The sequence below is a fragment of the Nocardioides luteus genome, assembly GCF_000960475.2.
Taxonomy (GTDB): Bacteria; Actinomycetota; Actinomycetes; order Propionibacteriales; family Nocardioidaceae; genus Nocardioides; species Nocardioides luteus_A.
On sequence record NZ_JZDQ02000008.1, the window covers coordinates 68,426 to 91,562 of the forward strand.

General features: G+C 67.4%; 21 protein-coding genes. 9 read left to right on the forward strand and 12 right to left on the reverse strand.

Features of this window, described 5'->3' with window-relative positions:
- Positions 1–19 precede the first annotated feature (19 nt).
- The 5 genes from UG56_RS07185 to UG56_RS07205 form a co-directional block, all read right to left on the reverse strand.
- On the reverse strand, positions 20–1,027 hold the full coding sequence (locus UG56_RS07185; RefSeq protein ID WP_084100667.1) for an alcohol dehydrogenase catalytic domain-containing protein: 1,008 nt from the start codon (positions 1,025–1,027) through the stop codon (positions 20–22).
- Positions 1,024–2,472: an aldehyde dehydrogenase family protein gene (locus UG56_RS07190; protein ID WP_052693504.1), complete on the reverse strand. Its 1,449-nt coding sequence runs from the start codon at positions 2,470–2,472 to the stop codon at positions 1,024–1,026. The genes UG56_RS07185 and UG56_RS07190 overlap by 4 nt, the downstream gene beginning before the upstream one ends.
- 177 nt (positions 2,473–2,649) lie before the next feature.
- Positions 2,650–3,423 (reverse strand): IclR family transcriptional regulator, encoded by a 774-nt coding sequence (locus UG56_RS07195; protein ID WP_045548607.1) that lies wholly within the window; start codon positions 3,421–3,423, stop codon positions 2,650–2,652.
- Positions 3,413–4,504, reverse strand: coding sequence for an alcohol dehydrogenase catalytic domain-containing protein (locus tag UG56_RS07200; RefSeq protein WP_045548606.1), 1,092 nt, complete (start codon positions 4,502–4,504; stop codon positions 3,413–3,415). The genes UG56_RS07195 and UG56_RS07200 overlap by 11 nt, the downstream gene beginning before the upstream one ends.
- Positions 4,501–5,400: a fumarylacetoacetate hydrolase family protein gene (locus tag UG56_RS07205; protein WP_045548605.1), complete on the reverse strand. Its 900-nt coding sequence runs from the start codon at positions 5,398–5,400 to the stop codon at positions 4,501–4,503. Before UG56_RS07205 ends, UG56_RS07200 begins: the two co-directional genes overlap by 4 nt.
- Positions 5,401–5,590: 190 nt before the next feature.
- Between UG56_RS07205 and UG56_RS07210 the strand changes: the two genes are divergently transcribed.
- Genes UG56_RS07210 through UG56_RS07225 form a run of 4 tightly spaced genes read left to right on the forward strand, consistent with a single transcriptional unit; the run spans position 5,591 to position 9,043 of the window.
- Positions 5,591–6,499 (forward strand): VOC family protein, encoded by a 909-nt coding sequence (locus tag UG56_RS07210; RefSeq protein WP_045548604.1) that lies wholly within the window; start codon positions 5,591–5,593, stop codon positions 6,497–6,499.
- Positions 6,500–6,501: 2 nt separating this feature from the next.
- Positions 6,502–7,632 (forward strand): cupin domain-containing protein, encoded by a 1,131-nt coding sequence (locus UG56_RS07215; RefSeq protein WP_045548603.1) that lies wholly within the window; start codon positions 6,502–6,504, stop codon positions 7,630–7,632.
- On the forward strand, positions 7,629–8,453 hold the full coding sequence (locus tag UG56_RS07220; protein ID WP_045548602.1) for a fumarylacetoacetate hydrolase family protein: 825 nt from the start codon (positions 7,629–7,631) through the stop codon (positions 8,451–8,453). The genes UG56_RS07215 and UG56_RS07220 overlap by 4 nt, the downstream gene beginning before the upstream one ends.
- Positions 8,450–9,043, forward strand: a complete 594-nt coding sequence (locus UG56_RS07225) for a maleylpyruvate isomerase family mycothiol-dependent enzyme (RefSeq protein WP_045548601.1) — start codon at positions 8,450–8,452, stop codon at positions 9,041–9,043. Before UG56_RS07220 ends, UG56_RS07225 begins: the two co-directional genes overlap by 4 nt.
- 260 nt (positions 9,044–9,303) lie before the next feature.
- On the opposite strand, the gene UG56_RS07230 is transcribed toward UG56_RS07225, so the two are convergent.
- On the reverse strand, positions 9,304–10,062 hold the full coding sequence (locus UG56_RS07230; protein ID WP_045548600.1) for an SDR family NAD(P)-dependent oxidoreductase: 759 nt from the start codon (positions 10,060–10,062) through the stop codon (positions 9,304–9,306).
- A 162-nt stretch (positions 10,063–10,224) separates the two neighbouring features.
- Here UG56_RS07230 and UG56_RS07235 point away from each other — a divergent pair, with 162 nt between their 5' ends.
- Together UG56_RS07235 and UG56_RS07240 are read left to right on the forward strand one after the other, a co-directional pair.
- Positions 10,225–11,571, forward strand: coding sequence for an MFS transporter (locus UG56_RS07235; RefSeq protein ID WP_045548599.1), 1,347 nt, complete (start codon positions 10,225–10,227; stop codon positions 11,569–11,571).
- A 327-nt stretch (positions 11,572–11,898) separates the two neighbouring features.
- Complete coding sequence (locus UG56_RS07240; RefSeq protein WP_045548598.1) at positions 11,899–12,255, forward strand: nuclear transport factor 2 family protein; 357 nt, start codon at positions 11,899–11,901, stop codon at positions 12,253–12,255.
- An 862-nt stretch (positions 12,256–13,117) separates the two neighbouring features.
- On the opposite strand, the gene mhpA is transcribed toward UG56_RS07240, so the two are convergent.
- Genes mhpA through UG56_RS07265 form a run of 5 tightly spaced genes read right to left on the reverse strand, consistent with a single transcriptional unit; the run spans position 13,118 to position 19,055 of the window.
- Positions 13,118–14,701, reverse strand: coding sequence for a bifunctional 3-(3-hydroxy-phenyl)propionate/3-hydroxycinnamic acid hydroxylase MhpA (gene mhpA, locus UG56_RS07245; RefSeq protein WP_045548624.1), 1,584 nt, complete (start codon positions 14,699–14,701; stop codon positions 13,118–13,120).
- Positions 14,701–15,051, reverse strand: a complete 351-nt coding sequence (locus UG56_RS07250) for a DoxX family protein (protein WP_045548597.1) — start codon at positions 15,049–15,051, stop codon at positions 14,701–14,703. Before UG56_RS07250 ends, mhpA begins: the two co-directional genes overlap by 1 nt.
- Positions 15,052–15,103: 52 nt before the next feature.
- On the reverse strand, positions 15,104–16,993 hold the full coding sequence (locus UG56_RS07255; protein WP_071326930.1) for an acyl-CoA synthetase: 1,890 nt from the start codon (positions 16,991–16,993) through the stop codon (positions 15,104–15,106).
- Positions 16,990–17,925, reverse strand: coding sequence for a fumarylacetoacetate hydrolase family protein (locus UG56_RS07260; protein ID WP_045547506.1), 936 nt, complete (start codon positions 17,923–17,925; stop codon positions 16,990–16,992). Before UG56_RS07260 ends, UG56_RS07255 begins: the two co-directional genes overlap by 4 nt.
- Positions 17,922–19,055, reverse strand: a complete 1,134-nt coding sequence (locus UG56_RS07265) for a VOC family protein (RefSeq protein ID WP_045547515.1) — start codon at positions 19,053–19,055, stop codon at positions 17,922–17,924. Before UG56_RS07265 ends, UG56_RS07260 begins: the two co-directional genes overlap by 4 nt.
- Before the next feature lie 231 nt (positions 19,056–19,286).
- On the opposite strand from UG56_RS07265, the gene UG56_RS07270 reads away from it, so the two are divergent.
- Genes UG56_RS07270 through UG56_RS07280 form a run of 3 tightly spaced genes read left to right on the forward strand, consistent with a single transcriptional unit; the run spans position 19,287 to position 22,362 of the window.
- A complete protein-coding gene (locus UG56_RS07270; RefSeq protein ID WP_045547505.1) occupies positions 19,287–19,895 on the forward strand; it encodes a hypothetical protein in 609 nt (202 codons plus the stop codon).
- 12 nt (positions 19,896–19,907) lie between these two features.
- A complete protein-coding gene (locus tag UG56_RS07275; protein WP_045547504.1) occupies positions 19,908–21,251 on the forward strand; it encodes a Dyp-type peroxidase in 1,344 nt (447 codons plus the stop codon).
- Positions 21,252–21,264: 13 nt separating this feature from the next.
- The gene (locus UG56_RS07280) at positions 21,265–22,362 is read left to right on the forward strand and encodes a catalase family protein (protein ID WP_045547503.1); all 1,098 of its coding nucleotides are present in this window, start codon (positions 21,265–21,267) and stop codon (positions 22,360–22,362) included.
- Between the two features lie 31 nt (positions 22,363–22,393).
- Here the strand turns inward: UG56_RS07280 and UG56_RS07285 are convergent, their stop codons facing one another.
- Positions 22,394–23,086 carry a TetR/AcrR family transcriptional regulator gene (locus tag UG56_RS07285; protein ID WP_256206483.1) on the reverse strand — a complete coding sequence of 231 codons (693 nt, stop codon included), beginning with the start codon at positions 23,084–23,086 and terminating at the stop codon, positions 22,394–22,396.
- Between the last annotated feature and the right edge of the window lie 51 nt (positions 23,087–23,137).

The window sequence follows — 23,137 nt, forward strand, 5'->3', positions numbered from 1 at the left end:
CCTTAGGTGGTTTGCGCGGTCACGGGAGGTGGAGGACCGAGCGAAGCGGGGGGATGGGGCGGTCGTGCGAGCTGAATGCCTTCTCGAGGTCGCCGAGGTCGTTGATCTCGTGCATCTCGTCGACGAGTGACGCGGGGTCGAGGGTGCCATTGGCGACCGCGGCCAATGCGTCGGCGTAATGGCCGGCGCCACCTCGAATGCCGAGGAGGTCGATCTCGCGGAGCAGGATGTCGCCTGCAGGAACGTCGGCTGGCGAACGACCCAACAGGATGACCAATGCTCCGGGAACTGCCGCCGCCAACGCGGCGCGTGTCCCTGGCTCGACGGCCGAGGTGTCGACCACCAGAGTTGCACGCCAGCCGGAGTGTTCACCGGGCGCTGATGCAGCGAGACCCAGGTTGTGTGCGCGCGCTCGGCGCTCGGCTGACGGTTCCTCGATGGTCACGAGCCAGCCATCGTGGGCGAGGAGCTGGCCGATCAGGAGGCCGAGCGGTCCTCCGCCGATGAGCAGGGCGGTGCCCGGCGTTATCCTCCGGGCGGCGATCTCGGCGCGAATGCGGAATCCGATCGCGACCGGCTCGAGGACGGTTGCGGCGTCGTCGCCGACGCTAGGTGGGACAGGGACGACTCGTGCTGCTGGCAGGGCGACGCGCTCGGCGAGCAGGCCGTCCACGGTCATTCCGAGGTAACCGCCCACCAGGCAAACGCCCGGGTGGCCGGCGCGGCACGACGCGCAAGTACCGCACTGGTCGACGGGGTCGATGACGACACGTGCGCCGCGCAGGGCCGGGTCTGCTCTGGGGCCCACGTTGGTGACAATGCCGATCCCGTCGTGAGTCGGGACGATCGGCAGGCGGTCCAGCCGGCCCCGCCAAGCGTGGAGGTCGGTTCCGCAGATGCCGACGGCTGTCGGGTGCACAACGACCTCGCCCGGACGGGGCTCAGGCAGGGGCCGAATTTCCTCGTTGAACGTGAACGCATCGGTGAGCTGCCACACCTTGCCGCCTGCGCGGACCCGTGCCGTCATGACCGCGCCTCGCGAGCGTGGGCGGGCAGGTGGACGGCGTGGGTCGCGGTGTACTCCAGCACCGTTGCGGGGCCGAACTCTCTGCCGAATCCGCTCCCCTTCACGCCACCGAACGGGGCACGAAGCGCGACGCCGTCCAGGTTGTGGGTGTTGACGAACGTGTAGCCCGCCTCCAGGCGTGCTGCGAGTGCGAAGGCCAGGTCCTCGTCTGCCGTCCACACGGACGACCCGAGGCCGAGCTCCGAGGCATTGGCGCGACGCACCGCTTCGTCGAGGTCGTCGAAGACCATGACGGGAGCAACAGGGCCAAACTGCTCGAGCCGCGCCACTGGCCAGTCGTCCTCGGCTCCGACGACGAGCGCCGGCCGCAGGAACGTGCCAGGACCATTCACCAGCTCGGGATCTGGAATCGTGCCAAGTTCAACGACAGTTGCACCGCGCTCGGCCGCGTCCTTGATGAGCCCGCGCACGAAATCGCGCTGGTTCGGGGTGGCGACGGGACCCATCGTGGTCTCCTCCAGCAGTGGATCGCCGACGATGAGATGCCTCCGGGAGGCCTCGATGAATCCATCGACGAAGGTGCCTAGGACAGACCGGTGGACGTACCAGCGTTTCGCGGCCATGCAGACCTGGCCACTGGTGCGGAAGCTCGCCAGGACCGCGCGCTTGAAGAGCTCAGGAGAGAACGGTGCGTCCGGGAGCACGATCGCGGCGTCGTTGCCACCAAGTTCCAGGCTGACGGGCACTGCGCGGGGTGCGGCTCCCACCATCACGGCGGCACCGGCCGCTTCGCCGCCGGTGAATGCGATCCGGCGCACGCCGGGATGCGCCACCAGTGCGGCTCCAGTCGCACGGTCGCCCTGAACGGCCCTGACCAGTCCGGCGGGCAACACGGAGCCGATCGCCTCGATCAGGGTGGTGACCGCCGCGGAGGCCACGGGTGACGGCTTCACAACGATCGCGTTGCCTGCGAGGAGCGCCGGCCCCACTTTCGTGGCGGCGAGGACAAGCGGGGCGTTCCAGGGAACGATCGCAGCCACGACGCCGTATGGCTGGTGCATGACTCGTAGGTGTCCACGCTCGTCGTCCTCCTCCTCGTCGGCCAGATGCGCGCCGCCCTCCTCGGCCATCTGCCGGATCAGGGTCACCGCCACGCGGACCTCGGCGCGGCTGTCGTTGATGGGCTTGCCGAGCTCGCGTGCCAACGTCGTAGCGATGGCATCTGCCTGCGCCTCTGCCGCGTCCGCGGCCTGGTGAAGGAGTTCTGCTCGTTCGGTGAGGGTTGTGGCCGCCCACCCGATCTGGGCAGCGGCGGCGTCCGTGACGGCGCGGTCGACGCCGCCCGCCCCCGACTCCTTCACGATGCTGAGGACCGACTTGCCGTCGGTCGGGTTGATCCGGACGATGTCGGGCAACTTGGTCTGCGCTTCCCCGGTGAGCGTCATCGGGTTTCCTCCGTCGATACGTTGAGTCGTGGGTCGGGCGGAGGGAGGCTCGTTCGGCCGTCTCCGTCGCGATGCACGTAGGTCCGATAACCAGAGTGCATACACCTGGAGTGGCGGTGCCACGGGTCACATGGCAACTTCTGCCCTGCGGAACGAGGAGCGTCGGGGAGGGCTCGCTCAGGACAGGGCGTGCGTCAGAGCATTGGCAAGCGCGCCTGCGATGCCGGTAGCGCAGGACCGAAGGGCCTGCAGATGCTCGGTCAGAGCAGTCCTGGATGAACGGACCGCGGGTGAGCCGATCACGACGGCTCCGGCGGCCCGGCGGGAGGGAAGGACGACCGGAACGCCGACTCCGTAGACCTCCCGCTCGGTCTCGCCGAGGTTGAGGGCGAAGCCCTGCCGTCGCACGACCGTCAACTCCCGCCTCAGGGCCGCGAGGTCCATGGTGCTGCCGTCGCGACGGTTCACCTTGCCCAAGGGATACAGGGCGGCGAGCTGGGCATCCGTGAGGTGGGCTAGGAGCACCTTGCCGCCGGAGACCGTGTGCGCAGGTAGCAGCAGCCCGACCCGGCGGCGCACCCGTGGCGGGATGGTGCCGTCGACGCCGTCGATGAACCGCACCCCGTTGCCTTCGAGCGCGACCAGGTGGGCGGTCTCGCCCGTGGTGGCGGCGAGATCGGCGAGGAACGGGTGTGCCGTGCTGACGATGTCAGGCATCGGCCCGCCGGAGCGACGCATTTGGGTGAGCCGGGGTCCGGGCACGTATGCACGCTGACGGTCCTGCTCGGCAAACTGATGCTGTTTGAGGGTAGCGAGCAGACGGTGGGCGGTCGGCGGCGTAACGGCGAGGAGTTCGGCGGCCTCGGCCACTCTGATCCGGTCGCGCTCGCTCAAGGCGACCAGCAGACGGAGCACGTTCTCCGCCGAGGAAACCTGTTCGCTACGACCCATCTGACGATTCTGCCCCCACGACGAGCGCGACGCGACCCACGTTCAGGTCTTTCTCGAGGAACTGATGGGCTGCTGCCGCTTCGCTCAGCGCGAAAGTCGTGGTGGCTGGAGCCCGGAATCCCCGCCCGACCTCCGCCCATGCCAATCGAGAACTCTCCCGATTGCCGGTGCGGACGCCGATGACCGACTGCCCCAGTGAATAGAGACGCTTGAGATCCACCGGCACGTCGTGCCCCGCGAACGCGCCGCTGGAGACGACGATGCCGCCCGGCGCGAGCGCGAGCTGGCTATTGCGCCACAGGTCGGGGTCACCGATGTTGTCGACGACGACCTGTGCACCCCCTTCGCTGAGTGATCGGACCTCGTCTGGGAACTCGGGACGCGTGCCGTCCAGCACGTGCGTGAACCCGAGCCCGCTGAGCCGCTTCCGCTTGTCCTCGTCCCGCGACGTCACGATGACGTGCGCGCCGAGGTGCTGTGCAAGGGCAGCCGTAACGCTTCCCAGGGCGGATGTCGCGGCCTGGACGACGACCCAGTCGCCGGCCTTCATTCCTGCGCGGCGGAGTTGGTTCATCGCGACTGCTGGCCCGAGGGCGAGGGCAACCGCCTCGATCGGATCAAGGCCGTCCGGAACCAGATGGAGGTTCGAGGCAGGCATGGATACGTACTCGGCGTATGCCCCCGGTCGATGGGTGCCGATGATCTCAAGCGTCTGACACAGCTCGTCGCGGCCGGCCACGCACTGGCGACAGGTCCCGCATGTGACGACGGGGAAGCCAGCGACTCGGTCGCCGACCTTGACGGAAGTCACCGCGCGACCGACCGCCGCCACGACACCGGAGTGCTCTGCCCCGAGGACGTGGGGGAACGAGAACTTGGCATAGGGATGCGTGCCTGCTCGTGCCGCGAGATCGAGCAGTCGGCCCACGGCCACGGCAGCGACCTGGACGAGGACCTCGTCGCCGCCGAGCCTCGGAACCGGCAGAACCTCCGGCTGGAGCACATCGGGTCCCCCGTGCTCGCGGAAGGTCACCGCGGTCATCGCGGCGGGGACGGTGCGAAGCTCCGGCCAAGTGTTCATCGCTGCACCATCCGCGTTTCGAGCTGGCCCATTCCGTGGATCTCGGCGAGGACGACATCGCCCGGAGTCAGCCACTCCTGACGAGGGAATCCGACGCCGGCCGGCGTACCGGTGAGGATCACGTCCCCCGGCTCGAGCTGCACGATTCGGCTCGCCGCGGCAATTTGCGCCGCGACACTCACGACCATGTCGGCAGTCGAGCTCTCCTGCTTGACGACACCGTTGACGCTCAGGCGCAGGCCGACCTGCTGTGGGTCCTCGACGAACCAGTGCGGCACGACACCAGGCCCCAGGGGCAAGAATCCGTCGAGTGCCTTGTGGCTGACCCAGTCCCACTCGAATGCGGGAAAGACCGCGCTCTTGCGGTGGAAGAGGCCACGGGCGGACAGGTCGTTGGCGATGGTGTAACCAGCGACGTGGTTGAGCGCCTCATCGAGCGGGATGTCGTGCCCGCCCGTTCCGATCACGACCGCGAGCTCGACCTCCCAGTCGACGTTCCAACCCTCCTTCGGGTCAGCAATCTCGACCTCAGCGCCAGGTCCGACGACGGTCGTCGTCGGAGGCTTGAAGAAGAAGTAGGGATCCGCATCCGGGGACGGCCGTTCGGTGCCCATCTCCTCGGTGTGGCTGTAGTAGTTCGCGCCCGTGCAAAGCACCTTCCGTGGATAGGTCAGGGGGGCGTGTAGTTCCGCGTCCGGCACGATCTCGAGATCAGTCGCCTCCAACGTACGCAGAGCAGGCTCGACCGTTGCCCAGTCGTCGAGCAGCGCGAGTAGCGGGCGGCTGGTGAAAGATGCGGGTAAACGGCGGACTTGCCGGTCGGCCAGGACGCCGACAGAGGGGGCGGTAAGCCCGGGGGAGGAGTACTGCACGAGTGCCCAGTTCGGAGGGGTCATAACGCTCATTCTCTCGATTCGAAGTGACGAAGTGCACACACTTTAGGCACCGAGAACGGGTTCCGCGGAGAAACATGTGACATGGATTCCGCAGGATGAAATGCGGATCTGTCGAACTTGGGACGCGGCCACGGTTGGGCGCAAAGTGTGTGCACATTCACATTCATGCCGCGCCCCTGAGGAGTTCACGATGCGCGTTCAAGGCCTCCTGCACTACGGACTGCAGGTGCCCTCCCATGAGGTGGGCCACGACTTCTACACCGACTTCGGCCTTAAGGTCGCCGAGCGCGACAACGCGCTGACCGTCCGGTGCGAGGGCCGCGACCTCGATCAGACAGTCCTCAGCGAGGGGCCTCGCAAGCAACTGCAGTTCGTGGCGTTCGCCGTCGAGACGGACTCGCTGCCTGAGTGGCAGCGCAGGATTGAGGGCGCCGGGATCACGCTGGTCGACGCCCCGCTTGCGGCGGTAGAAGGCGGTTTGTGGTTCCGTGATCCCGAAGGAGTCCTCGTCAACCTCCGTGAGGATGCGCTCGCGCCGTGGCGGAAGGCCGCTCCGGAGGAGTCCCAGTTCAACTTCGGCGACGACATCCAGCGCGTGGATCGCGCACGATGGCTCGATGCAGGGGCGCCCGCATCCCCTCGCCGGCTCAGCCACATGCTGATGTTCACCTCTGACCTCGACCGTTCGGAGCGCTTCTACTCCGAGGTGCTCGGACTGAAACTCTCCGACAAGATCACCGGAGCGGCAACGTTCATGAATTCTGGACCCGGCGACCACCACGTATTCGGCTTCATCCGCAGCACTCACCCCGGTCTGCACCATTCCAGCTGGGAGGTCACCAACTTCGACCAGATGGCGGTCGGCGCGCGCACCATGCACGAGCACGGTCACCAGGACGGCTTCGGCCTGGGGCGGCACACGCTTGGGTCAAACCTCTTTCACTACGTCCGCGATCCGTGGGGCAGTTGGATCGAGTACAGCGCTGACATGGACCGCATCACCGACGACTGGCAGGCCAACGAATGGGAGGTTCCGCCAGCCGTGTGGTGCCCGATGCCGCCGGAGACCTTCATGCAGAACTTCGAGGAAAAGAGCTGACGATGACAACCGACGTCCGCTCGGAGGGTCCGGTGCGCATCCAAATGGCCGACGGACCGGGGCAACCGCCCGCGACTCCGGAGCTCGCGAAGCTTTACCGCGAATTCGAGTCTGAACTGCTGGTGCCGCTCTGGACCGAGATCGGCGACCTGATGCCCGCCGACCCTCGATCGCGCGCCGCTGCCCACCGCTGGCGGTGGGACCGTCTCCGCGACATGGCTGGGCAGGCTGGCAACCTCGTGCCCGTCGGGCGCGGCGGCGAGCGCCGCGCGATCGCACTTGCCAACCCCGGTCTTGGCGGGCGGCCGTTTGCGACGCCCACACTGTGGGCTGCGATCCAGTACCTCAACCCAGGTGAGGATGCCCCAGTCCACCGCCACAGCCAGCATGCCTTCCGCTTCGTGATCGAGGGTGAAGGTGTGTGGACTGTCGTCAACGGTGACCCCGTCTCGATGCGACGTGGAGACTTCCTGCCCCAGGCTGGGTGGGCCTGGCATGGCCACCACAACCTCAGCGAGACGCCGATGGCATGGATCGACGGCCTCGACATTCCATTCCAATATCAGACCGATGCGACCTTCTTCGAGTTCGGGCCGGACGAAGTCCCGACGCGCCAGGCGCCCCATCGGTCGAAGTCCGAGCGCCTATGGGGGCACGCTGGCCTACGCCCGCTGACGCACATGGCTCCCTCGCCAGCGTCCCCGTTGCTGGCCTACCGCTGGGAGAACACCGACCGCGCGCTCCACGACCAACTAGCTCTGGAGAAGGATGGGTACCCCGCGACTCTGGAGCCCGGGCACGCGGCCGTCCGATTCACGAATCCTACGACGGGCTCGGACGTGCTACCCACGATCCGCGCGGAGTTCCACCGTCTCGCCCCCGGCACGGCCAGCTCGGGGTCGCGTGAGGTGGGGTCGTCGGTATACACCGTCTTCGAGGGCCAGGGCCGAGTCAACGTCGGCTCAGCTTTCTGGGATGTAGAGCGAGGCGACCTGTTCGTCGTTCCCTCCTGGCAGGAGCTCCGGCTTGAGTCCGAGAACGGCATGGACCTCTTCCGGTTCAGCGACACCCCAATCTTCGAGCGGCTCGACCTGGGCCGCCACCGCGCCATCATCGAGGAGACCCAGGCATGAGGCTTGCAACCCTGCGGACGAGCGAGGGCACCGTTGCTGCTCGTGTAGAGGAGGAACGCTACGTCGGCCTCGACGCGACCGACGTGGGTGCCTTGCTCGCAATGGAGGGGTGGCAGGAGCGTGCAGCCGTGGACGGGCCTGCGTACCCCTTGGACACGGAGCTCGACGTGGTCATCCCGCGGCCGGGCAAGATCATTTGCGTTGGCCTGAACTATCGCAGCCACATCCTGGAGATGGGCCGGCCTCTGCCGGAGTTCCCGACACTGTTCGCTAAGTTCGCCGACACACTCATCGGCCCCCAGGATGACATCGAGCTCTCGGCTGAATCGGATGCTATCGACTGGGAGGCCGAGTTGGTTGTCGTCATCGGTGCGAAGATCAGGCGCGCCAGCGAGGCTGAGGCGGTGGCTGCGATTGCGGGATTCACCGCGATGAACGACGTATCGGCGCGGGACTGGCAGTTCCGCACCCGTGAGTGGCTCCAGGGCAAGAACTTTGACCGTTCCACGCCGCTAGGTCCGGTTGTTGCAACACCCGACGAACTGCCCGGCGGTGTGCGGCCGGCTTTGCCTATCAGCGCCACTGTTGCAGGTGAGAAGATGCAGGAGGCCGACACGTCTGACCTCCTGTTCGACCCGGTTGACCTCGTCCGATATGTGTCGTCGATGATCACGCTGCGCCCCGGCGATGTCATCGCGACGGGCACCCCCGGCGGCGTCGGCCATGCGCGCAAGCCTCCGCGGTACCTCCAGGATGGCGAGGTCGTGACCGTGGAAGTTGGTGGCATCGGGCGCCTGGCGAACGTGGCCGTCAGGGGATGATCACGGGATCCCGCACGTGGGTCAAGGAAGCCACTCAGCTCTTCCTTGACGGTGTCGATCATCTCGATGACGCGGACTTTGCCTCGCCGACGGGGCTCCCAGGCTGGACGAAGGCTCACCTGGTTGCACATGTGCACTTCAACGCGCTCGCTCTGCGTCGCCTCGCTCGCTGGGCAGCGACGGGAGACCCCCATCCCATGTACGCCTCGAGCGAGCAGCGGAACGATGAGATCGCGTCCGGGAGCAGGTTGCCGCCGGCGACGCTCCGGTTGGTGGTACGGCACTCCGCCGCGCTGCTTGCCGAAGACCTCGCGGCCCTGACAGACGAGTCATGGCTTCGCGAGGTCGTAACCGCGCAGGGAAGGATCGTCCCAGCGACCGAGATCCCGTGGCTCCGTGCCCGCGAGGTTGCGATTCATGCCGTGGACCTCGGGATCGGTGTCACGTTCGATAACCTGCCTGACGACTTCGTGAACGCGTTGCTCATCGACGTCGTACGTCGTCGCTCGAACCTCGGCGAGGGACCCGGCCTCGCTGCCTGGCTTACCGGGAGAGCGCAATCGGCCCCTCGCCTCGGCCCCTGGCTCTAGCGCGTCGCGGGATCGGTCGGGGTGTTCCGAATAGGGCAACGGGGAGCCGTCCGCGTCTGTCGGTTCTCCTGCCTGGAGGCGCGCCACATCCAACGGCGAGCACGGGTGTCTATGGTCGTCCGGTCTCTATCGGCCGTCGCGAGGCACCTTCGTAGCAATAGGTGCGGCACATCGCCGGCATGACTGCCGGATCACGGCATAAGGGTCGGCCCGATCGTTGCGTCGGGGCGACCCTTTGCCATTGCCGGATCCGATCCTGGTCAGTTGGCCAGGAAGCCGCCGTCAACTGCCAGGGATTCACCAGTGACGAAAGCTGAGTCGCTCGAGAGCAGCCACGCAACCGCCGCGCCGACCTCGGACGGCTGGCCGAAGCGGTTCATGAGGTGACGCTCACGAAGCCGGGCGAAATGAGCCGAGAGCTGCGGGTCGTCGACCAGACGCTCGATCATCGGCGTGTTGATGATTCCGGGGAGAACTGCGTTGACCCGGATACCGAGCTGGCCGTAGTCGGCGGCTGCGGCTCGGGTCAGGCCGATGACGCCATGCTTAGCAGCGACATACTCGCTTGCGTTCGGGATCGCCACCTTGCCGAGCCCCGAAGCGGTGTTCACGATGGAGCCGCCGCCGGTCTCGAGCATCGCCTGGACTTCGTACTTCAAGCAGTTGAATACCCCGGTGAGGTCGATCCGTACGGCGCGATCCCACTGCTCGATAGTGAGCTGGTGCAGCGGGATGCCGCTCTGCTCGACACCGGCATTGTTGAAGGCTCCGTCGAGACGGCCGAAGTGCGTCACGACTGCCGCGACCATCTCCTCGACCTGTTCCGGGTTGCCGACATCTGCGATGAACAACTCGGCCGATCCTCCGTCTTCGACGATGCCGTCGACGACGGCCTTGGTCGACGTGCTGATGTCGACGAGTGCGACATGTGCACCCATGCCAGCCAGATGGGCAGCGGTGGCAGCGCCGATGCCGCCGCCCGCCCCCGTGACGATGAAGGTCTTCTCGTTCAGTTCCATGGGCTGAGAGTTCCCCTGCCTGTCGCGGGGCAGCAATCGGATCTTCAGTACGTTCCGGCATCCGGAATCCGTTCCGCACCGAGATTGGAGGTCCAATTCGGGATGACGGAATCTGCGTGGCTTTCGCTGGTGACCCTCGTCACACCCGGAGAAGGTGATGCCATGAACGTCACCACTGTCCTCGGCGAGAGCCGCTTCAACCGATTCCACGGGGGGTTGGCTACGCTCTGTGGCCTCACCATCCTCTTCGACGGCTACGACCTAACGATCTACGGCGCGGCGCTGCCGTCCATGATCAAGGAGTTCGGGATCAGCCCGGCACAGGCGGGCGCCATCGGCAGTTGGGCACTCGTCGGCATGATGCTTGGCGCCATCTTCGGAGGCGCGCTGTCAGATAGGGTCGGGCGAAAGCCGATCATCGTCGGCAGCGTCCTCCTCTACTCGGTTTTCACCGGCGCGGTGTTCTGGGCCGATACTCCGACCGAGGTCGCACTCCTCCGCTTTGCTGCGGGTCTCGGCATCGGCGGAGTCATGCCGAATGCCGTCGCACTGGTCGCCGACTACGCTCCGGCGAAGAACCGCCACACACTGGTCAGCTCCATGTTCAGCGGCTACATGGTCGGCGGCATCCTCGCTTCATTGGTGGCGATTGTCGCCATTCCGGCCTTCGGCTGGCGATCGATCTACCTTATTGGCGCCATCCCACTTGTTCTCGTGTTGCCAGCACTCGTGCGCTACCTTCCGGAGTCTCCGAGCTATCTTCTGCGTATGGACCGCACGGCCGACCTGTCGGCTGCGGTTCGCCGGGCCAACCCGTCTGTACAGATCGTTCCAGGAACAACCTTCCAAGCTGATGTGCAGCGCCAGGAGCGGGCCACGCTCCGTCAACTGTTCGCCGACGGCTTTGCCGCGCCGACCGCCCTGCTGTGGGTCGCCTTTTTCATGGTCCTACTGATGATCTACGGCCTGCTCACGTGGCTTCCCCAGCTGATGGTGAAGTCCGGCTACGCCCTAGGCTCAAGCTTGTCGTTCTTGCTCACCCTGTTCATCGCTGCGACGATCGTCAGTTGTGTCGGCGGCTACCTCGCAGACCGTCTCGGCTCACGTCGTGTGCTGGTCGTCGCGTACCTGCTTGCTGCGGCCCTCATAACGCTGCTCGGGCACCTCGGTGGCGCGCCGCTCATTCTGGTGTACGCGGTGATTGCGGTCGGTGGAGGTGCGGCATTCTCTGCCCAGATCTTTGCGAACGCCTTCGCTGCCGAGCTGTACCCCCCGGTGCTCCGCACCGCAGGGCTCGGATGGGCGCTCGGCGTGGGGCGGGTCGGTGCGATCGTTGGGCCGCTGCTCGGAGGAATTCTGCTCGATGCGGCCGTGCCGCTCAGTGCCAACTTCCTGGTCTTCGCGATTCCGGGGGTGCTGGCCGCTACATCGGTGCTACTGATTCGGACCAACTCCTTCCGTGCGGTGCCCGCAGACGAGCGGTCCCCGGCTCGGCCAGTCCGCGGCTGACCGTCCCTCACCGATGCGCGAGCGGATCTGGAGCCCGCCCCTCACTGCTGTACCGGTCCTTCGGCGCCGAGCACGTTGACCAGGACGGTCCGCCTATTCGTGGCGCCAAGGATGTTTCGGTCGCGGGCCTTACGACCTCCGAGTTGTGAGCGATGCCACGTCTTCGGCCACAACGCCTGACCGGACGACGATAGGAATCCGCGATCGACCTCGATACCGCCGGTGTCATACGTCTGGCCGCCAGCGGAACATCGCTAGATAACACACTGCTAGGACGGGACCTACCCCGGAGTCACCAAGAGCGGAAGCAACGAAAGGAAACGCACGATGTCCGATTCACTCGAAAACCTCATTGTCGCCCACCTCGACGCCTGGAATGCGTACGCGGGCCCCGAACGGGAACAGGCCATCAAGGAGATCTACTCGCCCGACGTGCTGATCGGCGAGCCCGGCGCTTCCTACGACGGTCACGACGGCATGACCGAAGCAATCTCCGGGCTCCAGGCGCAGCTTCCCGGCACGGTGATCACCCGAACCGGCCCGATCCAGACCGCCCACGACCTCTCCACCTACACCTGGGCACTGGGCCCAACCGGCCAGGAGGCCTTGGCCACGGGACGGGACGTACTGATCGTCCGCGACGGGAAGATCGCCAGCCTCTATGTCCTGATCGACGCCCCGTAGACGGAATCCTTGCCCTGCAAGGCGGGATCAGTGGCAGCGAACATCGCAACCTCTCGTCCATGAGTAGCGGAGCCTTAGTGTCAGGCCTATCCGCGAAGGGATCAGTCGCGTGACGCGGGGACAGGCCCAGGAATTAGGACTACTCGTCGGTGTGACCACGACGTCGTTAACGTCCAACGGCCGCTCGTGCCAATCCAAAGGACAGATCTTTTCATGTCGGTTCGGTGGAGGGCCGATGCATCGGTGTGAATTGACCCCGCCCAAATAGTGGGTCGACGTTGGCTAGGCTCAAAACGATGGATGCTCCGGGCTTGGAAGGAGCGTCGTTTCCATTATCGTCCTTCCTCAAACATCGCCATCGCTGAAAGTTTCGCAGCCAATTTCTGCATTCGGTCTGCTGCGGCGTGCTGGCACCGAAGCGCTGGCGTTACGCAGTTCGCGCGGGAAGCTCCGGTGCGCGTGTGGGCATCGAGCTCGGTTCCCCTGGAGGTCGTGAGCACGTGGTCGTTCTCGACCCAGTCCGATCCGGCGCGGCGCTCCACTGCCCCTGTCGAACGTTGTGCTCGCTGAGAACGGCGGCGAATTGGCGGGGGAGTGCGAGGGTATGCCGAGACTTCTTTGTCTGTTGTCGCCGCCCTCGCGATCGGGGCGCCACACGAACATGTGCGGCGGGGCGGGCGGGTCGGCGTCGGGAGCATCGTGGAGGTTGACGTGGTCCCGGCGTAGTGCTCGGCCGGCCCGATAGAGGATTGACGACACGAAAGGTCTCCCGCGGTCGGGCTCAACGCGTGATCGAGCTTGGATTCACGCCGATCGTATGGCGCGATTTACAGACCGCCGGGAAGCCATGCCGACGAAATCGTCAAACCTGCCGCTTCGGTCGGGAGCTGGCGAGTCGGGCTCGGCTTCCCGCGATCCGCTGGGGGCGGAAGGTCGGGGTAGCGGCACAGACCGCGGTCAGGTCGCGGCCTGCGAACATGACCGTTCGATCTGGCCGCACCAACGCGGCGACCACGTGGTTCTGGATCAGCCAGGCGTGGAGTGGCGAACCGACGGAGGGCTCGACCGCGACTGCGCCCCGGCTGGTCAGGAGGGAGCGTTGAGCGGCAGTGAGGGGCCGCGCGGAGACGACAGCGAACCGGTGTCCGACGGTCTGGTCGAGCCGGCGGCCGTCGGAGATGAACGCGTTCGGTGCCAGGCGCCCTGCTGGCGAGCGTCGAAGGCTCGACCTCCTGACGAGCACAGTGCGCGCCAGTGCGGGGGTTTCGCTGTCCAGGATCTTGGACCGGATGCCCGGGATGTGGTGCAGGCGCGGGGCGAGGAGGCGGCGAGCGGTGTCGCCTGCCCGGCCGCCTTGGGTCATCAAGACGCCCATGAGCTTGGCGACGCGGATCAGTGCGCGAGCGTGCGGTTTGCGTTCGGCCTCGTAGGTCTCCAGCACGCTCGCGGGGAGGTCTCCGGCCAGCACGCCGGCGATCTTCCAGGTCAGGTTCATCGCGTCTCGGAGGCCTGCGCCCATGCCCTGGCCGATGAAGGGTGGGGTCAGATGGGCGGCGTCACCCAACACGAACACGTTCCCATCGCGCCACCGGTCCGCGACCTGGGCGCGGAAGGTGTACTCCGCGACTCGGACGAGCTCGAGATGGGAGATGGCGGTGTCTTTCACCCATGGCCGGATCATCGGAAGCAGCGCTTGGAGCGAGGCGAAGTCGTCCGCGGTCTCTCCCTGCAGCAGCTGGAACTCCCACCGGTATCGGATGTCACCGATACGCATGTAGGTCGCGGCACGGGCGGCGTCGCAGACCTGGTGGACGCCTTCCCACTGGTCGAGGTCAGCCGAGGTCGCCACGTCCACGACGAGCCAACGCTGCTCGAAGTGCATGTCCTCCATCCCGGCTCCGATGGAGGACCGCACCACGCTGTTCGCTCCGTCACAGCCGAGGACGTACGTCGCCAGGACTGACTCGTGGGCGCCGGTGACCCGGTCGGTGAAGTCGAGGCGGATACGGTCGTGGCCGTCTTGGGCCACGTCGGTCACCTCGGCATTGCCGCGCACGGTGACGCTCGGCTGGTCTTTCAGGTTCGTGCGCAACAGGTGCTCGAGGTCCGGCTGGTCGAACATGTTCGCACGTGGATGCCCGTGGCGTCCTTGCTCGCCTCCCCGGTCGAACTCGGCCAGAACCCGGAGATGCCGGTCTACGAGTCGCAGACCGTGCGCCGGTCGCGAGATCGCAGCGAACTCGTCTGCCAACCCGAGCTCGGCCAGGATCCGGTAGATCTCGTCGTCCAGATGAACAGCGCGAGGCTGGGGGTAGACCCCGTCCCAGCGGTCCAGCACGAGACAGTGGATGCCGTATTGCCCCAAGAGTGTCGCCGCGGTGATGCCTGTCGGGCCTGCGCCGACGATGACGACCGGGCAGGTCTCGGAGGAAGCTGCTGGGTTCATCACAGGCCCCCCAGCCTGAGTGCGAGGGCGACGACGACCAGGCCGCCGAGCACCAGCGCCGGCGCTGCTTCCTTGGCGCCGTCACCGGCGCGGAAGTGGACGATGGCCGCTCCACCGAGAAGGAGGAGCAGCCCGATCGCGGCCGCGATGGGAATCGACCTCGAGACCGTGCCCAGAAGCAGCCCGGCCGCGCCGGCGATCTCGAGAGCGCCGATGCCGCGGTAGGCCGCGACGCCGAATCCGACGTGAGCGGCTCGCTGAACCATGGCGGGCACAGCGAGCAGCTTGGCCGCGCCCAACGCTGTAAAGACAGCGGCCAGGGCGACGGTGAGGACAGTCAGTGTGTTCATCAAGGTTCCTACGGTTGGTCGTTTGCACGCGGGAGACGGCTGTCGGTCATGGTCATGTCCGGGAGGCCAAGCGCCAGGCGATCGGAAAGGACCCCAGAGCGTCCTTGACGAGTGCCTCCTCGAGTCCGGTCGTGGCCTCGATCTCGGCGACCACACCGCCGTCCTCCACCAGGCCGCGGACCTCAGCGACCTCGTCGACACCGGCGAGGGCGGCCACGACCGCGTCGCGGGTCGCCTCAGCGCGCAGCGCGGGTTTGTAGGGCTTGCCCACGTCGGTGACCGGCATGGCCTCGAGGACGGTGACGGACTTCGGTGCGGCGGCCTGCTCCGCCACGTTGGCGCGCGCCCAGTCGCGTAGCTCGGCCGCGGTCGCCGTGGCACCGGGCGCCACCGTGACGAACGCGACCGGCACCTCGCCGGCGTGCGGATCCGGCCTGCCGACCGCCTGGGCAGCGGTGACGTCCGGGTGGGACAGCAGGGCGTCCTCGATGAGGGCGGGGTCGATGTTGTGGCCGCCGCGGATGATCAGGTCCTTGGCGCGACCGGCCAGGTGGACGAAGCCGTCGGCGTCGATCCGGGCCAGGTCGCCGGTGTCCAGCCACCCGTCGCGGAGCTTGCCGAGGCCGTCGAGCAGGAGGCGTCCCTCGCTGCTGCGACCGGTGACGTAGCCGGGGAAGACCGTCGGCCCCTTGATCGCGAGGATGCCGACAGCGCCGTGCGGCAGGTCGACCCACTCGCCGCTCGCGGAGATCTCGACGGTCTTGACCTGCTGGTAGGGCAGTCGCTGTCCGACCGCTCCCGGACGAGGGGCGTACGGGAAGCTGCGGGCGCTGGCGCAGGTGGCCTCGGTGAGCCCGTATCCCTCCACCAACGCGACTCCCGTGTGGGTCTCGAAGCTCTCGCGTACGGCCTGCGGCAGGGGCGAGGCACCCACGAGCGCGAACCGCAGCGAGGTGATGTCGGCGTCGACCGGGCATCCGGCCAGGAGGGCGTAGACGGTGGGCACCGAGCTCATGGCAGCGATCCGGTAGCGCTCGACCAGCCGCCAGAAGCACCCGTAGAGATCCGCGTCGCGGTAACCCTGCGGTCCGGCCCAGACGACGCGCTGCCCCTTGAACAACGGCGACAGCACGGTCACGACCAAGGCGTTGACGTGGAACAGCGGGAGCGCGGCGAACACGGTGCTGGCCTCGTCGAGCAGGCCGTTGGCCGCGATCATCCAGGCGTCCGAGACCTCGTTGGCATGCGTGTGCGCGGCCAGCTTCGGAGTGCCGGTGGTTCCGCCCGTGTGGAAGACGGCGGCCAGGTCGCTGCCGGTGGGCTCGACTCCCGCGAAACCGAAGGCAGGTTCGTCCTGCGCCATCGCGGACAGGTAGCCCAGACGTACGTCCCCGATCGCCGCAAGCGGCTCGGCCGCTCCGTCGCCGGCGGTGGGTCGCAGCACCAGCAGGGCGTCCACCTCACCCCGGGATGCGATCTCGCGAGCGGTCTGCCACACACCCGGGTCGAGCTCGGGGCCGGCGGCGACGAGCACGCGTGCACCGGACCTGTTCAGGAGCTGGGTGATGTGGTCGGGCGAAAGACCTGGGTTGATCGGGGCCGCGATGCCCGCCAGCTGCGCAGCGAGCGTCGCCGTGACGAGCTCGTCGCAGTTCGGGGACAGCAGCGCGACGGCATCGCCTCGGTCGACGCCGAGGCCGTGCAGCAGGTTGGCGACCCGATGCACATCCGCGAGAAGCTCCCGGAAGGTCCGCTCGGCGGGCTGCTCCCACCGTGCGGCGTCGGGGAGGACGGAGACCGCCACCCGGTCGGGCCACAGCGAGGCCGCCCGGCTCAGGAGGGAGTAGGTGGATTCCGGCAGCCCGCGGTCGGTGAGAGGGACCGCCTCGATCGCGGTCAGGTCGCCGGGCGCGTCGTAGGTCGGCCAGAGCATGCTGTTCATCCGTGCCTCACCTCGGTGCGCTGCCGGCCCAGGTCCAGGGCGCCGTCGTCGGTCGCGATGGCGATCTCGATGACATCGCCCTCCGCGAGGTACTTCGGGTTCTTGCCCTGGGCCTTGAAGAACATCCGCCACTTGGTCGCGGCCGGCAACAAGGAGCCGATGATCTCGATGGCCTTCGGGGGTGCGCTGAGCGCCGTGCCGACGGGCGTGCCGGTGAGCAGGAGGTCACCGGGGTCGAGGCGCTGGAAGAGGGACAGCGCCTGGAGCGCCTCGAGGGGGCTGTAGATCATGTCCGCGACGGTCATGTCCTGGCGTGGCTCGCCGTTGACCCACAGCCGCAGCCGGAGATCGGTGAACCGCTTGAGGTCGTCGGCTTCCAGCAGCAGGAGCGCCGGGCCGGTCGGGGTGAATGTCGGGTAGGACTTGGCCTCGAAGAACTGGGTCTTCGGCAGCTGCAGGTCGCGCGCGGAGACGTCGTTGGTGATCACGAGGCCGGCGACGAAGTCTCCGAGGGTGTCCTCGGTGATCGTGGTGCCGACCGGCATCGAGCGTCCGATCACGATGCCGATCTCGGCCTCGTAGTCGAGCAACCGGACGTGCGGTGGACGTACGACGTCGTCGTAGGGGCCGCTGATCGATCCTGAGGTCTTGCGGAAGAAGGTGAGCGGGATGCTCGCCGGGTTCATGCCCGCGTCCTTGACGTGGGAGGCGTAGTTTGTCATCTGCGCCACGACGCGGCACGGTGCCGTCACCGGCGAGACCAGGTCGAGGTCTTTCACCGGGGTCGTGGCCGGCTGTGACAGCGCCGCCATCACGGCGGGCCGGTCGGCCAGCAGATCGGCGGTGGTGAGCGCTGCGGTCTCGACGCGGGTGGCGCCGTCGGCCTTCTGCACCCACCAGGCGTCGGCGGTACGGAGCACGGAGATGGTCATGAGGAGGCAACTTTCAGGAGGCCGCGGAGGCGGGAGAGGTCGAACTCGTTGTCACCGCGCAGCGAGGTGAGCATCGAACCGAGCTCGCGGAAGGTGTCGGCGCGTCGGGGGGAGACGCCCATGAAGTCGGCGGATGCCGGCGGGCCCCACTGGGCCAGACCGGAGGCGGTCATCGGGGACCAGCCGGGCTCGAGGGTGTTGTCGAAGAGATCACCGTCGGTGAAGTGCTCGACGAGAAACCCGTCGGGATCGCGCCAGTAGTCGAAGATCTGGCTGCCCTCGATGTGACGGCCGATGCCCCACGACCGGAAGTAGCCCAGCGCGAGCAGGTGCTCCCCGCCCGCCGCGAGCGCATCGAGATCGGCGACCTGGTAGGCCGAGTGCACGTAGCGGTTGCGAGGTCCCAGCGTCATCGCCAGCGTGTGATGGTCGGCCGGCTCCGAACCGCGGTCGCAGCGGATGAAGCTCATCGTGGGGCCGCGCTCCCGCTGCCCCTCGAAGTACTTGAAGTCGCTCACGATCAGCCCGAGGTGCTCCAGATACCAGTCGAGCGTCTCGAGATACGTGGTGGTCTGGAGTACGACGTGGCCCAACCGCTCGACGCGTGCGGGCTCGCGCGCGGGGCGCTGGGTCCGGTTCACCCGCGGGGTCTGCCGGCCGACGTTGAGCGTCTGCGCCGGCTGAGCGGCCAGCGCCGGATGCTCGTACAGGTCGGCCACCACGCGCACCCGCGCACCGCTCGGGTCGACCAGGTCGACGCCGAGGCCCCCGAGATTCTCGGGAAGCTGTGCGGCGCTCGCGCCCACCGCCCCCGCGAGCCGCAGGACGTCGGAGGCATCCGCTGCCTGGAACGCCGCGCCCAGATACTTCGAGGGTCCCTTGCGCACGATGACGCAGGGGCCGCCGGCCTCGGTGCCGCGGAGCAGGAGCTCGTCCGCGGTGCGGGTCAGCGTGCTGAACCCGAACGCGTGGGCAAAGCGCTCCGAGGCCGCGAGGTCGGGCTTCTGGAACTCCAGCCAGGCGAGGTCGCGCACCTTGATCACCGGATCGGTCGCCCGGCCCGGGTGCTCGCCGCGCACGGCGCCCTGCTCACTGTGGAGGTCGTTGTGCGTGCCGTGATGGCCAGCCATCATCCACTCCCTTCATCTCAACTGAGACAATCGTCACTTACGAGCATATCCTCAGTCAAGACATCGCTGACGAAATCGTCATCCTTGAGTCGAAACCGGTCCGCGTGTTTCCGGAAGCCGGCGAAGTCGAGTGTTTGTCGAAACCAGCAGGACTGACAAATTCGTCAGTTTGGAGTACCGTCAGAGCGACGCCTCAGTTCCGGGGCGCCATCCATCAAGCAAGGGGGAACCATGAGTGACCGCGATCTCGAGAACCGATTCCAGGGTCTGCCGACCACCGTCCGCGAGAAGATCGACGCCGTCATCGACGACGCCAAGATCGCGCTGAAGCTGCGGGTGGCCGAGCTGCTGGCCGACAAGGAGGAGATGGCCGAGCACGCGGTCACCTCTGCCGGCCGGGTCGGCGCCAAGAGCGGGGAGGTGTCGGAGCTGACGGCGATCATGCCGCTGAAGCCGGGTGGCGCCGAGAAGCTGCGCAAGTTCTTCGGCCTCGTCGGGGGAAACCTGGCGGGCGCGGGCCAGGTCGGCACGCTGCACAACATGCGTTTCGTGTTCCTCGACGACGACACCAAGCTGCTCTTCGCCACCGCCTACGACGGCGAGTGGGATCCCTACATCGACGACTTCGCGACCAAGATCCCCGAGTTCATGGACTACCTGTTCGGCAACGTCGAGGGCTGGCCCGGGATCCAGTCGCCGGACGTGAAGGACTTCATCGTCCAGTACCAGCTCCCGGCCGAGGCCTGGTTCGTCGCCCATCCCACCCTCACGGTCGCGGGCGCCAACCGTCTGAAGCGCCTCGACCGCACGGTGCAGAACTTCCTCACCGAGCTGAACTGACCCTTCGCGGCCATGGACCTGTTCCGCCGCCTGACCAAACAGCCGACGCTCGAACTGGACGACATCCAGGCGGCAGTCCTGCGAGCGCGGCCCGAGCCGTACTTCGGCACCCACGCGATCCTGGAGATCACCGATGCCGCGGCCGGCAGGGAGCTGCTGCGGCGTCTCGCGCCGCGGATCACCTCCGCGGCCCGCTGGGACGAGCCCGTCCCGGCGTGGACCGTCGTCGCGATCAGCTACCCGGGGCTGGAGGCGCTGGGGGTCTCCGAGGAGAGTCTGGCCTCGTTCCCCGCCAACTTCCGCGCCGGGATGGCGGCCCGCGCCGAGAGGCTTCGCGACACCGGGCCCAACGCTCCGCACCACTGGGAGTTCCCCTTCGGCACCGGCCGTGCTCATCTCGCTGTCAGCGTCTACGCCGAGAGCAAGGAGGCCTGGCAGGAGGCCGTCGACGGCTACCAGCGAGAGCTGGCCCAGGTGGCAGGGGTCGACCTCTTGTCGCACCAGGACTTCGGGGCCACCGGGTTCAACGTGTTCGGCTACCGCGACGGCTTCACGCAGCCGGCGGTCGAAGGAAGCGGTGCGGAGACGATGCCCGGCGACGGTCGGCCGATCAAGCCGGGCGAGTTCGTCCTCGGCTATCCCAGCGAGACGGGCCGACCGTTGCCGATGCCGAGCCCGAGCGTCCTGGGGCGCAACGGCACGTACGTGGTCTTCCGGAAGTACCACTCCCACGTCGCGGCGTTCAACCGGTTCCTGCACGGCAACGCCGACACCGCCGAGGAGCGAGAGCTGCTCGCGGCGAAGCTCGTGGGGCGCTGGCGCAGCGGCGCCCCGCTCGCGCTCTCGCCGGACCGCGACGACCCTGCGCTCGGCGAAGATCCGAGACGGCAGAACCACTTCAAGTACGCCGAGGACCCTCGCGGGCTGCGTACGCCGCTGGGATCGCACATCCGGCGCATGAACCCGCGCGACTCGAAGCTCGAGATCCTCAGCGACCTCAGGATCCGACGGCTCATCCGTCGCAGCACGTCCTACGGCGACGCCGTCCCCGACAGCGAGGTGCGCGACGACGGGAGCAGTCGCGGCCTGGACTTCATCGCGCTCAGCGCACGGGCGATCGACACCGTCGAGTTCCTGCAGAGCGAGTGGGTCAACTCGGGCAACTTCGCCGGCCTCGACAAGGAGAAGGACCCGCTCATCTCCAACCAGGACAAGGGGGCGTACTTCACGGTGCCGGGCACACCTCCGCGCCGCGTCCAGGGCATCCAGAGCTTCAACACGCTGCTGGGCGGGGAGTACCTCTTCATGCCCAGCCTGTCCGCCATCGCCTGGCTGAGCCAGGAACCAACGGCCTGAACCGGAGACGATCATGACCGAACCCGTCGGCTACGTCCGATACCGCGACGACCTCGAGCAGCCCTTCCCGGACGAGGAGGAGCTGACCCGACAGGTCGTAGCAGCCATGCTCGAGGCCAACAAGCAGGTGGCCGCGAAGCATCGGCACGGCCTGCGCGATGCGCATGCCAAGAGCCACGGTGTGCTCGTGGGCGAGCTGCGCGTCCACGCGGGCCTACCCCCGCACCTCGCACAGGGCCTGTTCGAGGCACCGGCGACGTTCCCGATCGTGGTGCGCCTCTCGACCGCCCCCGGGGATCTCCGTTCGGATCAGGTGCCGGTCCAGCGGGGGTTCGCCATGAAGGTCCTGGGCGTGTCCGGGGACCGGGCGGTCGAGGACGGCTTCAGCACCCAGGACTTCCTCCTGGTCAACCACCCCACCCTCCCGTTCGGCACGATCGGGGAGTACGCCAAGCTGCAGAACCTCCTCGAGAGCCAGCCCCGACAGAGCGATCAACAGCTCAAGGTCCTCGGCGCGGGGGCGCGGGTCGCCGATGCCGTCCTGACCCGGCTGCATCGACCGATCCCGCCGGCCGTGGAGACCCTCGCAGCCCGGAACAACCACATCCTCGGCGAGACCTTCCACTCGATGGCGGCGGTGCGCTACGGCGACCACGTGGCGAAGCTGTCGGTCGCACCGCGCTCGACCAACGTCAAGAACCTGACCGGGCAACCGGTCGACCCCAAGCTCGGTGAGTCCGCGCTGCGCGAGCTCGTCGGAGACTTCTTCGCCGAGCTGGGCGCCGAGTACGACCTGCGGGCCCAGCTGTGCGTGGACGTCGAGCGGATGCCGATCGAGGACGCCTCGGTGCTCTGGCCCGAGGAGCTGTCGCCGCACGAAGTCGTGGCCACCGTGCACCTGCCGGCCCAAGACCCCTACAGCGACGCGAGGCGCCGCTACGCCGACGACCTCCTCTCGTTCAACCCGTGGCATGCACTGGCCGCGCACCGGCCGCTCGGGTCGGTCATGCGGTCTCGCCGTAGCGCCTATCCACACTCGAGCACGTTCCGCCACGACTACAACGGTGTGACCGAGCACGAGCCGGTCAGCATCGACGAGATCCCCGCCTGACCGCGGCTCTCGGCCGCCTGGGCCTCGGGGCTCAGGCGGCCGAGCCGTCCAGGGACACGGTGACTTCAGGCAGCGGTCGGCTGCAGATCTCGGCAGCTTCCTCGGCAGCCAGGCCGAACGTCCGAAGCAGTGCTTCGGTCGTCTCGTCGGTGGTCTTGGCGTCGTCGCGCTCCGGGTGATCGTGCAGCAGCTGACCCAGTGCGAGTGCGGACCCTCCTGCCAGTACGAGAGCGATCTCGGGGTCGACCATGGTGAACCGCCCCGTCTCGACTCCGCGGGCGATATCTCGCAGCGCTCGCGGAGTCAGACCCCGCTTCGAGGTGACAAGACGGGCGCCCGTGGAGATCAGCACCTTGCTGAGCTCGGGGTAGGCGCGATGGAGGCGCCCCGTGAGGCGAAAACTCTGCGCGAAGGCTTCGGCGGCATCGTCGAGGTCTGCGGTCAGCTCGTCCATGAGGGCGCCATGGCGCTCCAGCGCATCGTCCACCGCAGCGTCGAAGAGCTCTTCCTTGCTCTCGAAATGGTTGTAGAACGAGCCCATGCCGACGTCGGCGAGCTGGGTGATCTCGAGGATCGCGACGCTCGTGCGCCCTTGTGCGATCAGCTGCTGACCGGCGCGAACCAGGCTCGCACGAGTGCGAGCCTTGCGCCGCTCGGTGCGAGTCGATCGTTCCTCTGACGGCCTTACCGCGTCTGGCATGCTCAGCACTCCCTCGTTCTTCATGAACCGAGGATTCATTGTAGCAACGATCACCAGTCCTGATGTTTTCGTCAC